Source organism: Corynebacterium pseudotuberculosis, from assembly GCF_002155265.1.
GTDB classification, from domain to species: Bacteria; Actinomycetota; Actinomycetes; order Mycobacteriales; family Mycobacteriaceae; genus Corynebacterium; species Corynebacterium pseudotuberculosis.
The window spans coordinates 1262128-1274800 of sequence record NZ_CP021251.1 but is presented as its reverse complement, the minus strand read 5'-3'; the positions used below and the strand labels follow the sequence as shown (position 1 = coordinate 1274800).

Annotated in this window: 11 protein-coding genes; 8 read left to right on the top strand and 3 right to left on the bottom strand. The window is 53.5% G+C overall.

Going from position 1 to position 12673, the window contains the following annotated elements:
- Positions 1-8: 8 nt before the first annotated feature.
- Positions 9-404 (bottom strand): hypothetical protein, encoded by a 396-nt coding sequence (locus tag CpATCC19410_RS05990; RefSeq protein WP_013242292.1) that lies wholly within the window; start codon positions 402-404, stop codon positions 9-11.
- A 127-nt stretch (positions 405-531) separates the two neighbouring features.
- Here CpATCC19410_RS05990 and sucB point away from each other — a divergent pair, with 127 nt between their 5' ends.
- From sucB to gcvH, 4 genes are all read left to right on the top strand, one after another.
- Positions 532-1845, top strand: a complete 1314-nt coding sequence (sucB, locus tag CpATCC19410_RS05985; RefSeq protein WP_054250997.1) for a 2-oxoglutarate dehydrogenase, E2 component, dihydrolipoamide succinyltransferase — start codon at positions 532-534, stop codon at positions 1843-1845.
- A gap of 320 nt (positions 1846-2165) precedes the next feature.
- The gene (gcvP, locus tag CpATCC19410_RS05980) at positions 2166-5021 is read left to right on the top strand and encodes an aminomethyl-transferring glycine dehydrogenase (RefSeq protein ID WP_014401282.1); all 2856 of its coding nucleotides are present in this window, start codon (positions 2166-2168) and stop codon (positions 5019-5021) included.
- Between the two features lie 105 nt (positions 5022-5126).
- Entirely contained in the window at positions 5127-6260 is a 1134-nt protein-coding gene (gene gcvT, locus CpATCC19410_RS05975; protein WP_013242295.1) for a glycine cleavage system aminomethyltransferase GcvT, read from the top strand.
- Positions 6261-6324: 64 nt separating this feature from the next.
- Positions 6325-6711 (top strand): glycine cleavage system protein GcvH, encoded by a 387-nt coding sequence (gene gcvH, locus CpATCC19410_RS05970; protein ID WP_013242296.1) that lies wholly within the window; start codon positions 6325-6327, stop codon positions 6709-6711.
- Between the two features lie 85 nt (positions 6712-6796).
- Here gcvH and CpATCC19410_RS05965 read toward each other — a convergent pair whose 3' ends face one another.
- Positions 6797-7258, bottom strand: a complete 462-nt coding sequence (locus CpATCC19410_RS05965; RefSeq protein ID WP_014522847.1) for a VOC family protein — start codon at positions 7256-7258, stop codon at positions 6797-6799.
- 95 nt (positions 7259-7353) lie between these two features.
- On the opposite strand from CpATCC19410_RS05965, the gene lipB reads away from it, so the two are divergent.
- From lipB to CpATCC19410_RS05950, 3 genes are all read left to right on the top strand, one after another.
- The gene (lipB, locus tag CpATCC19410_RS05960; RefSeq protein ID WP_013242298.1) at positions 7354-8109 is read left to right on the top strand and encodes a lipoyl(octanoyl) transferase LipB; all 756 of its coding nucleotides are present in this window, start codon (positions 7354-7356) and stop codon (positions 8107-8109) included.
- A gap of 112 nt (positions 8110-8221) precedes the next feature.
- Positions 8222-9268 (top strand): lipoyl synthase, encoded by a 1047-nt coding sequence (lipA, locus tag CpATCC19410_RS05955; RefSeq protein WP_014401283.1) that lies wholly within the window; start codon positions 8222-8224, stop codon positions 9266-9268.
- A 303-nt stretch (positions 9269-9571) separates the two neighbouring features.
- A complete protein-coding gene (locus CpATCC19410_RS05950; protein ID WP_014300824.1) occupies positions 9572-10342 on the top strand; it encodes a DUF4191 domain-containing protein in 771 nt (256 codons plus the stop codon).
- A gap of 70 nt (positions 10343-10412) precedes the next feature.
- Here the strand turns inward: CpATCC19410_RS05950 and CpATCC19410_RS05945 are convergent, their stop codons facing one another.
- Positions 10413-10886 carry an RDD family protein gene (locus tag CpATCC19410_RS05945; RefSeq protein WP_013242301.1) on the bottom strand — a complete coding sequence of 158 codons (474 nt, stop codon included), beginning with the start codon at positions 10884-10886 and terminating at the stop codon, positions 10413-10415.
- Positions 10887-11090: 204 nt separating this feature from the next.
- Between CpATCC19410_RS05945 and glnA the strand changes: the two genes are divergently transcribed.
- Entirely contained in the window at positions 11091-12527 is a 1437-nt protein-coding gene (gene glnA / locus CpATCC19410_RS05940) for a type I glutamate--ammonia ligase (RefSeq protein ID WP_013242302.1), read from the top strand.
- The last annotated feature ends 146 nt before the right edge of the window (positions 12528-12673 follow it).

The window sequence follows — 12673 nt, the reverse complement described above, 5'->3', positions numbered from 1 at the left end:
ATATACGGCTAATCCTTAGCATCGTTATCTTTTTCAAACTTTGCGCGCCTGAGGCGTTGTTCCTCACGTTTACGTAAAATCCTGTCGCGCTCGATTTTTTCCCGCATTCTCTGCGGATATCCAGTCTCTTCCACGTCATACACGGGAATTCCTAGTTCTTTTGCTACGACGTCGATACCTTTAGGCCCGCCAATCCTGCGTCGCGTGAAATCTCCCGTGATATCCACAAGCACTATCGACATCTCGTTGACAACGGTCTCAGGCTCAACAAAACCCTCAACTACTGCACGCGACTCGCTCCATTGTTTGAGGTAAAGCAGATCTTTTTCGCGAACAGTATCGCCCGGGCCTCGGGGCGGTTTGATGTTAGATCTGGGGGTCTTTCGTCCGAAAAAATTGAACACAGAAGTTAATTGTAGGGGCAAAATCTACAGAGAATTCCCCCTTAACATCACATCTGTTTGGGTTAGACGGTACGCTCATTAGGTATTAGCTTTTTGATCTACACGACTTTCGAGGAGTCTAAACACTATGGCGCACTCCGTTGAAATGCCTGAACTCGGCGAATCCGTCACTGAGGGAACAATTACCCAGTGGCTCAAGTCTGTCGGCGACACCGTCGACGTCGACGAGCCGTTGCTCGAGGTTTCCACTGACAAGGTTGACACCGAGGTTCCTTCCCCCGTTGCGGGCGTTCTGTTGGAGGTTCGCTTCAACGAAGACGACACCGTTGATGTCGGCGATGTTATCGCCATCATCGGTGAGGAAGGTGAGGCTCCTGCCGCAAGCGATTCTGATGAGAAGAAGGAAGAGCCGAAGCAGGAAGCACCCAAGGCAGAACCCACCAAGGAAGCACCTAAGGAAGAACCGGCTAAAGAGGCTGCAAAGCCAGTCGATAACCAAAACGTTCCTTATGTGACCCCATTGGTACGCAAGCTTGCTAATAAGTACGGCGTTGACCTCAATAAGGTCGAAGGTACCGGCGTTGGCGGCCGTATCCGTAAGCAAGACGTTCTCGCCGCAGCCGGGCAAGGATCTGAGCCGGCTCAAAAAGAAGCCCCTGCTGCTGTTAAGGATCCTCGCGCTAACTGGTCCACCAAGAGCGTTGATCCTGCAAAGGCAGAGCTTATTGGTACCACCCAGAAGGTCAACCGCATCCGCGAGATCACGGCTAAGAAGATGGTCGAGGCATTGCAGATTTCTGCACAGCTCACGCATCTTCAAGAGGTGGATATGACCAACGTTGCCACGCTGCGCAAGGACAACAAGCCGGCATTCATCGAAAAGTATGGCGTTAACCTGACCTACCTGCCGTTCTTTGTTAAGGCCGTGGTTGAGGCTCTAGTCCTGCACCCGAACGTGAATGCGTCTTACAACGCTGCCACCAAGGAGATCACTTACCACTCCGACGTCAATATTGCGATTGCAGTGGATACCGAGCGCGGTCTGCTCACCCCTGTGATCCACAAGGCCCAGGAGCTTACGTTGCCGGAGATCGCTCAGGCTATTGTTGATCTGGCCGATCGCGCCCGTAACAATAAGCTGAAGCCAAACGACCTATCCGGCGCAACCTTCACTGTGACCAATATCGGTTCCGAGGGTGCCTTGGCAGATACCCCAATCTTGGTTCCACCGCAGGTTGGTATCTTGGGCACCGCTGCGATCCAGAAGCGCCCAGTGGTAATCACTGAGAATGGCTCGGACGCCATCGCAATCCGTCAAATGTGCTACATCCCGTTCTCTTATGATCACCAGATCGTAGACGGCGCTGATGCCGGTCGCTTCACCGCGACGATCAAGGATCGCCTGGAAAAGGCTAAGTTCCAGGACGACCTCAACCTCTAATCCACCTGCGGTTCCGCGGATAGCGTTCCACTGGTAATCAGGCGGCAGCCGACTTCTCTTTCAAGAGGAGTCGGCTGCCGCCTTTTTCTTCGATTCTTACAGATAAAGGTGTGGTTTGTGAGAACGCTAGAAATACCAATCTTCGGTTTTCTAGCCTCTTAAGCCCTAGCTCCCTCAAAAACGACAAGCTAGCCATCGTCCGATTAATTTCACAGAGTTTTTATGCACCCTCTTCCTCAATATGTATCCAAAACCACTGTTTCATCCATATAATGGCGAGCATCACTAGCCATCCTCCACCCAAGGAGAAGTTGAAGACTATGACGATATCCTCGCCCTCTGCACGCTATGTGAGCCGGCACATCGGACCCAACGAAACTGAGAGGGTGGCGATGCTCAAACGCGTCGGATACGCCTCCCTCGAAGAGCTGTTAGATGCCGCAGTTCCCTCCGGGATTAAGTCCCAAGATCTTCCTGAACCCGCGCATCCGCTGTCGGAGGAAGAGGCGCTAACCAAGCTACGCGAGTATGCAGACCAGAATGTGGTTCTCAAATCATTCTTCGGACAGGGTTTTTATGACACCCTTACTCCTCCAGTGATTCGGCGAAATGTTGTAGAAAACCCTGCATGGTACACCGCCTACACCCCTTATCAACCCGAGATTTCGCAGGGACGCCTGGAGGCGCTGCTTAACTTCCAGACCTTGGTTAGTGAGCTCACCGGACTCCCCGTAGCCAATGCCTCTTTGCTCGATGAAGCCACCGCGGTCGCTGAAGCCGTCGGGTTAATGGCGCGCACCAATAAAAAGGGTCACAGAGTGCTTCTCGACGCCCGCCTGCACCCCCAAGTTCTCTCTGTCGCGGCCGAGCGTGCGCGCGCCATCGACGTAGAGGTGGAAATCGCTGATGTTACTTCAGGGCTAGTCGGAGATAGCTTGGTGGGCGTGGTTATAGCCTATCCAGGCACTGAAGGTGATATCTCCGATATTCGCCCCATTATCGCTGATATTCATGCACGCGGCGGACTAGCCGCAGTGTCCACGGATCTCCTCGCGCTCACTCTATTGGAATCTCCCGGCGCGATGGATGCAGATATTGCTGTGGGTTCTTCCCAGCGTTTTGGTGTCCCCTTGTTCTTTGGTGGCCCACATGCCGCCTTTATGGCGGTATCTGATAAGTTCAAGCGCCAGCTACCGGGCCGAATCGTCGGTGTCTCCGTAGATGCTGAGGGCCACCCTGCTTATAGATTGGCCCTGCAAACCAGAGAACAACATATCCGCCGAGAGCGCGCGACCAGCAACATTTGTACTGCTCAGGCCCTGCTAGCAGTATGTGCCTCAATGTATGCGATCTGGCATGGCCCTGAAGGGCTCAAAGCCATCGCACGCCATGTGCATGAACTCGCCTCCACGTTTGCTGCGGCAGTAGAAAACGAGTCTACGTTAGAGCTGGTACATAAAGACTTTTTTGATACTGTCACGGTTCGAGTCCCCGGAAGGGCTCAAGAAATTACCGATGCTCTGGCGGAATCTGGCTATTTAGTGCGTCCTATCGGCACAGATCTGGTTAGTGTTGCTTTTGGGGAGTCGGCCACTGCGAAAGATGTGGTTACGTTAGCCGAGGCTTTTGGAGCGAGTGTCTTGGAGGAGACTTCTAAAGACTTCCCAGAATGGGCAGTACGCAGCAACGAGCCTATTACCCACCCGGTCTTTAGCTCTGTGTATTCAGAGACCCAGATGCTGCGTTATCTTCGGGCTTTGTCAGACAAAGATCTTGCCCTCGATCGCTCGATGATCCCTTTGGGCTCATGCACCATGAAGCTGAATCCGACCACGGGTATGGAGCCCATCACTTGGCCGGAGTTTGCAAACATTCACCCCTTTGCTCCAGATTCTCAGACCCGAGGCTGGAGGGCACTGATCGAGGAGCTCGAGGGCTGGCTTGCTGATATCACCGGCTATGCCCGAGTGTCTGTTCAGCCCAATGCTGGATCTCAAGGTGAGTTGGCTGGCTTGCTGGCTATTAGCCGTTACCACCAGTCTCGTGGTGACAATCAACGCGATATCATTCTGATTCCGCAATCTGCTCATGGAACAAACGCAGCGTCTGCGACCTTGGCTAATCTTCGAGTAGTTGTGGTTGCCACAGCAGCGGATGGTTCCATCGATGTTGATGATCTTGACGCAAAACTGGCCAAGCATGAGGGACACGTGGCCGGCATCATGATTACGTATCCGTCCACGCACGGTGTTTTTGAAGATACCGTAACTGACGTGTGCGAGAAGGTACACGCAGCAGGCGGCCAGGTCTATATCGACGGAGCAAACCTCAATGCACTCGCTGGAGTAGCACGACCAGGAAAGTTTGGGGGTGACGTCAGCCATCTCAACCTGCACAAAACCTTCACAATTCCCCACGGGGGAGGCGGTCCTGGTGTAGGTCCTGTGGCTGTAGCAGAGCATCTCGTGCCTTTCTTACCCACTAACCCATTGGACTCAGATGCTGCGATTCCGTGCCCATTATCTACGGGAGTCCCCATGGTATCTGCACGGTTTGGTTCGGCGGGTGTCCTTCCGATTTCTTGGTCTTATATTGCGATGATGGGTGGCAAGGGTCTACGCGAGGCCACCGCTTCGGCAATTCTTGGGGCGAATTACCTGGCACGCTCATTAAAAGATGCCTTCCCTATTCTCTATACCGGTGAAAATGATTTGGTAGCGCATGAGTGCATCCTTGATCTGCGTCCGATTACTGATCAGACAGGCGTCACGGCTGCGGATGTGGCCAAACGTTTGATGGATTATGGATTCCATGCTCCCACGCTGTCCTTCCCTGTCGCTGGCACATTGATGGTGGAGCCCACGGAATCTGAAGATAAGGGCGAGCTAGACCGCTTTATCGAGGCATTACTTGCTATTCGCGCAGAGATCCAGCAGATCGCTGATGGTGCCATTGAATATGAAGAATCTGTCCTGCACCACGCACCTTTTACTGCTTATTCCATCGCTAGAGATAACTGGGATCACTTGTTTAGCCGTGCTCAGGCCGCCTATCCGGTGGCATCGCTTCAGGCTAACAAGTATTTCCCATCCGTTCGTCGCCTCGATGAGGCTTATGGCGACAGGAATTTTGTATGCTCCTGCCCACCGCCTGAGGCTTTTAACGTCGAGGGCTAGCCTCGCTTCACGCATCTCTGCGGTGTGGTCCTACGTTCTTCCGTATTCACGCCGCAGAGGTCAGCAGCTCGCTCATATATTTTTCGATGAAAGGATCTAAAGCATATGGCTTCCACACTTCGTACCTCGCCTTTGCACAGCCGGCACCAGGATCTAGGGGCTGCTTTTACGCCCTTTGGAGATTGGGATATGCCGCTGAAGTACGGTTCCGAGCTTGAAGAACACCATGCAGTGCGTAAAACATGTGGGTTATTTGATCTTTCTCATATGGGAGAGATTCGGGTTAGCGGACCACAGGCCGGGGACTTCCTTGATTATGCGCTGATCTCTCAGCTCTCTGTGCTTCCCGTTAACAAAGCAAAATACTCGATGATCGTCTCCGAGGACGGTGGCATCATTGATGACTTGATTACGTATCGCTTAGCTGACGATGAATTTCTGGTTGTCCCTAACGCTGGAAATGCGGCGGTGGTTGCTGAGGAACTTCGCTCACGAGCCGCAGGATACCAAGTCACTGTCGCTGATGAGTCTACAGATACTGCACTCATCGCAGTTCAGGGACCCCGTTCTCAGGCGCTGCTTCTTTCGCTTATCGACGCCTCCGCGGATCCAGATACGGCCGATCTGATATCCAACATGCGCTACTATTCATGCGGCAACGCCGTTATAGCAGGCTTTTCTGTGCTCCTAGCTCGGACTGGATATACCGGAGAAGATGGATTTGAGCTCTATATATCCAACGATAAAGCTCCTGCACTATGGGATGCTATTTATCAGGCCGGCCAAGATGAGCGTTACTCGCTGCTCCCCTGTGGGCTTGCTTCTAGAGACTCACTGCGCCTTGAAGCCGGAATGCCCCTCTATGGGAACGAGCTCTCCCGAGACCTTAGCCCCAGAGACGCGGGATTGGGCATGCTGGTGAGTAAGAAAAAAGAAGGCGACTTTGTGGGTAAAGAGGCTCTGAGCGCTCCTAGTACTCATACAAGGGTGCTCGTTGGGCTGGCATCCTCAGAACGTCGTGCAGCACGACACGGCGCAGAGATCCTCGACGGCGATGGAAACGTTGTGGGAACCGTCACCTCGGGGCAGCCCTCGCCGACGCTGGGGCACCCTATTGCCTTGGCCTACGTGGAAAAAGAACTCAGTGAAGTGGGTACAGAACTCACCGCAGATATTAGAGGGAAAAAATATCCCTTCACGGTAGTTTCTTTGCCGTTTTACTCCCGCGAGAAAAACTAAACCGATAGACTCCAAAATGATCTATATGAGTCGTTTCGCATTCTAGAAAGGTAGACCCAAACCTATGTCTCTTCCTGAAAGCTTCTCCTACTCCGAAGACCACGAATGGATCGACGCAATCGCTGATTCCGCTGCCGGGGCGACTGTCAAAGTTGGCATCACCTCGGTGGCCACTGACCGCTTGGGGGAAGTTGTCTTTGCTGAGCTTCCCCAGGTTGGCGACTCCGTAGAGGCCGGCGAGACCTGTGGCGAGGTCGAGTCCACTAAGAGCGTCTCCGACCTGTATTCCCCTGTTACAGGCACGGTAACCGCTGTGAACGACGCAGTTCACGACGACTACTCCATTATCAACAACGATCCTTTCGGCGATGGCTGGCTCTTTGAGGTGGAAGTTGAGTCCGTCGGAAAGCTTCTCACCGCCGACGAATACGCAGAGGCTAACGGAGTTTAAGAATTTTTAGCGCTCTGCCCTAGCCGAACAACGCCACCATGTCTTTTAGAACAAAGCATGGTGGCGTTGTTGTTTTGTTTAGGCGTTATGAGAACGTTTCTGCCCAGCGTGTAGCGTCTGCTGCATCATCTCTTCTCTGTTGGGTAAAAATAATTCGATGACCGTCTGGATCTGTAACCACAAGATCTCTGGTAAACCACAAGGTGTCTTGAGGTTTTTCTATTTCAGCGCACCCACTTACCGCGCTTTCTAAGCAAAGAGCTAGCTGGTCAAGATCCTCTTGGTGCGTAGAAAAGGACACTTGAACGCTTGCGGGCGCTGTGCTGTGCGTCTTCGACTCCGTGTTTTCTTGCTGAACCAACAGTACATCTTGGTTTCTTAACCTGCGCAGATGAAGAACCGCCGGATTGCCTTGTGGGTCTGGAACGGTAGCTAAGGTAATAAAACCGGCAGCGTGGAAAAATTTCTCGCTGCGCTGGAAATCTTTAACGGTCAGTGTGACAAACATTGGCATCGGATAAATTTCCCGATCTGGTGTAATACTCATGGTCTTTACGCTGAACGATTGCCCTAACGTCAATGCAAATACGCTAAGACTCCATGTATTTTCAGTGACAGAGAGTCAGACGTATCCTCAGTGCCATGACTGCGCCTCGTGATCCCTTTTTCCCTGCTGACAAATCCATCCGTGCCTCTGCAAACCCCGTGGAGATCCGTAACCTCGGCGTGATGGATTATCAAGAGGCTTGGGACTACCAAGCTGCCTTGGCCAAACAACGCGCGGCAGATGAGGTTGGCGACGTACTTTTAGTTCTTGAGCACCCAAGCGTGTATACCGCAGGAAAGCGAACTCAGCCGGAGGATCGCCCCACAAATGGCTTGCCTGTTATTGATGTTGATCGAGGCGGCCGTATTACGTGGCATGGCCCTGGTCAGCTGGTGATATATCCAATCCTCAAACTCGCCGACCCCATCGATGTAGTGGATTACGTGCGCCGCGTTGAGGAGGCGTTGATTCAGGTTGTGCGCCAGCGCGGCATTAGTCATGCCGGGCGTATCGACGGCCGCTCCGGGGTCTGGGTTCCCGGTGCCTGCGATGCCGATCACCGTAAAATAGCCGCATTAGGTATCCGGATCACGCGTGGCGTGACTATGCATGGCTTGGCGCTTAACTGCTCTAACACCCTCGAGTATTATCAGCACATCATTCCCTGTGGAATCTCCGACGCCGGAGTTACTACGCTCTCCCAAGAGCTCGGGGAAGAGGTCACAGTCGAGTCCATAACCCAACCGCTTATCCAGGCTCTGCTGGATGCGTTCTCTGGAAAACTCATCGTCGCAGACCATACGTTTGCTTCTGCACCAGATCCCACCAAAGGGCTTCCCAGAACTGTGTAAAACAACACATGTACAAAAGGCGCCGCCTCACCCCCTCACTCTTTTCCCTGGTTAACCCCCATCGAGTGAGGGCTTTTCGACGTGCACCTGTAGCACGAGTAGTGTGCATAGGGTGACTACAGCACCCGAAGGACGCAGAATGCTCCGAGTTGAGGCCCGCAACTCGCAGACCCCCATCGAGAGCAAACCACGCTGGATCCGCACTGCGGTAAAAACTGGCCCTGAATACCAGGACATGAAGAAAAAGGTATCGGGAGCCAGCCTGCACACCGTGTGTCAGGAAGCCGGTTGTCCCAATATTCATGAATGCTGGGAATCCCGTGAAGCAACCTTCCTCATCGGTGGTGCCAACTGCTCACGACGCTGTGATTTCTGCCAGATTAACTCTGCAAAGCCAGAACCCCTCGACCGCGATGAACCGCGTCGAGTTGCTGAATCTGTGCGTGAAATGAAGTTGAATTACTCCACTATCACTGGAGTAACCCGCGACGATTTAGAGGATGAGGGCGCTTGGCTCTACGCCGAGGTCGTTCGCAAGATCCATGAGCTCAACCCACATACGGGTGTAGAGAATCTCACCCCGGATTTCTCGGGCAAGCCTGACCTTTTGCAGGAAGTCTTTGAAGCACGACCGGAAGTCTTTGCGCATAACTTGGAGACTGTCCCCCGCATCTTCAAGCGTATCCGTCCTGCATTCCGGTATGAGCGTTCCCTAGACGTAATCCGCCAGGCCCGCGATTTTGGCCTAGTGACCAAATCCAACCTCATCCTTGGCATGGGCGAAACGGTCGAAGAAATCAGGGAGGCCCTCACGGATCTGCACTCTGCTGGCTGTGACATCATCACTATCACTCAGTACCTGCGCCCTGGCCCCATGTACCATCCCATCGAGCGCTGGGTAAAACCAGAAGAGTTCATCGAACACGCTGATTTTGCCCGCGAGTTAGGTTTCGGGGCAGTCATGTCCGGCCCACTCGTGCGGTCCTCCTACCGAGCGGGCAAGCTTTACTCTGAAGCTCTCGCGGCACGTGGGGAAACGCTTCCGGATAATCTTGCACATCTGGCTGAGACTTCTGCGGGAACCACAGCCCAGGAGGCATCTACGCTTCTGAGCAAATACGGCCCCTCAAAAGAAACCCCGGTTGTTTCTTCCCGGTAATATTTTCCCTCAGTATTTTAGAAAGAAGACTTATCCCCCGATAGGTCTTCTTTTTTTCTTGGCATCATGCCGCGGGTTCTGTCCTCGATTAACCCGCACGCCAAGCTTATGAGGTACTGTGCCCCTGGCACTCAGGGGGCTCGCGGATCGACGTTGCGTTATCTTTCCATGCTCTAAAGCATGACCCCACAACGTGGTAGCTTGGCCCGTCAGGGCCGATTTCCGCCAAAGATCTATCTGCATTGCAAGGAGCCTCGGAGTCTAATTGCAGATAGCATAGGATGGCCCGCTAAGCTGGTATGCATGGCAGACGCGAAGAAGCAGGCCGATAAGGCCGCGAAGAAGGAGCAGCGCGCGGCGAAGCGCGCCCAGCGCCGCCAGAACTGGTCTCAGCTCTGGCAGGCGTTTAACATCCAGCGCAAGCAGGACAAGGCCCTAGTGCCGATCATGGTGGGATCAATCCTTGGCCTCGGCCTGCTTTTCTTCCTCATCGGAATGTTGTGGAACGGTCAGTGGTTTATGCTGCCCACTGGCCTGTTGCTGGGTGTGCTCCTTGCTATGTTCATTTTCACCCGTAGGCTCCAAAATAGCGTCTACGAAAAGGCTGAGGGACAGGCCGGTGCCGCAGGCTGGGCACTAGAGAATCTACGCTCAGGTGTGGGCATTGTATGGCGCACCAAGACTGGTGTTGCTGTGACTAAGCAAATGGATGTGCTTCACCGCGTTATTGGCGTCTGCGGCATTGTTCTTGTAGGCGAGGGCAATAAAAATCATCTGCGCCCGCTGATCAATCAGCAGCGCCAGCGACTTTCACGTCTAGCACCTGGTGTGCCGATTCATGAAATGTTTGTGGGCAGCGGTGAGGGCGAGGTACCGCTGAAAAAACTGCAGTCCAGCTTGCTCAAGCTCGATCGCCAGTACAAGAAGAACGATGTGTATGAAATCGCTAGCCGCATCGAGTCCATGGACAATGTCCAAACCAACGTGGGACTCCCCAAAGGCCCTATCCCTAAGGGCGGCAAGATCTCGGGTATGAACCGTCGCGCTCGTCGTTCTGCGGATCGCCATAAATAGACGATCTTTTACACAAATAAAGGCTTGATCACTGTTTGTAGTGATCAAGCCTTTTCTCGTAGTTTTTTAATTATCCAAAAACTACCGCGGTTCCCGTGGCACGATCATGCATGCCGCGGCCATCGGCGTCTACAAGCACTGCGGGGAAGATAAAACAAGTAAGGGCTGTGCGCACCAAGGCACGCACAAATCCCACTTTTTCAGTTCGAACGTCAACGCGAGCTACCCCCATTCCGAGTATTGCTTGCCCAGGAGTCCGTGCGAAAAGCCAAACACTAACTACGCCGAGGATAAAAAACAGGATGAGAGTGGCGGTGGAAACGCCCCCGAGTGCTGGGGTAAACATGTGAATCACCGCTGCGCTGGCCAAGCAGATACCCCAGTCTATGAGGACCCCGCACGAACGCCGCAGAACACTGCCTAAAGCTCCTGGTCCTTTTTGTGGAAGCCCAAGGTGTTCACCTGGCCAGCGGGCGGGGGTATCGCAGTCAATTTGTGAGGGAATCTCCGGCCCGTCGAGCCAACTACGCTTCGGTTTTGCCATGTGGACTACTGTAGTTCTTATACAGCTTGAGTGGGAAACCACGGACAATAGATATCGGTCAAGCGATAGGTAATTAGCTTCTCTCCTGCTATCCTAGAGAAACCGACTTTTTATAGTGCCGTACCCCACAACTTGCACTGTTTAGCTCCGACATTAAGGCTAACAGTGCAAAGAAAACACAACAATGTTCTCCAAGGAGTCAACGTGGCCTTCAGTACATCCGAAGACGTTATCAAGTTTATCAAAGACGAAAATGTTGAGTTCGTCGATGTTCGCTTCACCGACGTCCCGGGCATCGAACAGCACTTCTCCATTCCTGCAGGAATGTTGGATGAGGATGCTATCGAAGAGGGCCTAGCTTTTGATGGCTCTTCAATCCGCGGTTTTACCACCATCGATGAGTCCGACATGAATCTGCTACCGGACCTTGCAACCGCAACCTTGGACCCGTTCCGCAAAGCAAAGACCTTAAACATTAAGTTCTTTGTCCACGATCCTTTTACCCGCGAGGCATTCTCCCGAGATCCGCGCAACGTGGCACGCAAGGCAGAAGAGTATCTCACCTCCACGGGCATCGCCGACACCTGTAATTTTGGCGCAGAAGCCGAGTTCTACCTCTTCGATTCCGTCCGCTACTCCACAGACATCAACGCTGGTTTCTATGAAGTCGACTCCGACGAGGGCTGGTGGAACCGAGGCAAAGAATACAACCTCGACGGCACCCGCAACCTTGGCGGCAAGAACCGGGTCAAAGGCGGATACTTCCCCGTCGCTCCCCACGATCAAACCGTAGACATTCGCGACGAGATGACGCGTAACCTCATCAACGCCGGCTTCCATATCGAGCGTTTTCACCACGAGGTAGGCACCGGTGGGCAGCAAGAGATCAACTATCGCTTTAACACGCTGCTGCATGCTGCCGACGATCTACAGACCTTCAAATACATCATCAAGAACACTGCCGCCCAAAATGGCCGCGCTGCCACCTTTATGCCCAAGCCCATCGCAGGCGATAACGGGTCCGGCATGCATGCCCATCAGTCTCTCTGGAAAGACGGCAAGCCTCTCTTCCACGATGAATCCGGCTACGCCGGGCTTTCCGACATGGCCCGCTACTACATCGGCGGCATCCTGCACCACGCTGGCGCGGTCTTGGCGTTTACCAACCCCACGCTCAACTCCTACCACCGACTGGTTCCGGGATTCGAGGCCCCCATCAACCTGGTTTACTCGCAGCGCAACCGCTCTGCGGCAATCCGTATTCCTATTACGGGCTCCAACCCCAAGGCCAAGCGCATTGAGTTCCGCGCACCAGACCCTTCAGGCAACCCCTACTTTGGCTTTGCTGCAATGATGCTCGCCGGCCTTGATGGCATCAAGAACCGCATCGAACCGCACGCGCCGGTGGATAAGGACCTCTACGAGCTACCCCCAGAGGAAGCAACAAGCATCCCACAGGCTCCCACCTCACTGGTGGAGTCGCTCAAGGCTCTGGAAGAGGACAACGAGTTCCTGACCGACTGCGATGTGTTCACCGAGGATCTCATCGACACATACATCAAGCTCAAGTACGACGAAGAAATCACTCCTACTCGCCTGCGCCCGACGCCGCAGGAGTTTGAGATGTACTTTGACTGCTGATTTTTAATGGAGTTTTGCGGAACTAGCCAGCTTCCGTTTACAAAACCCTAGTTAGCAGCGCAACCCTTGTTTCACCGTCACGGTGTAAGCAGGGGTTGTCGTGTTTCGGAGTACTTCTAGATGATGCTTTAGTCCACAAGTGGCGC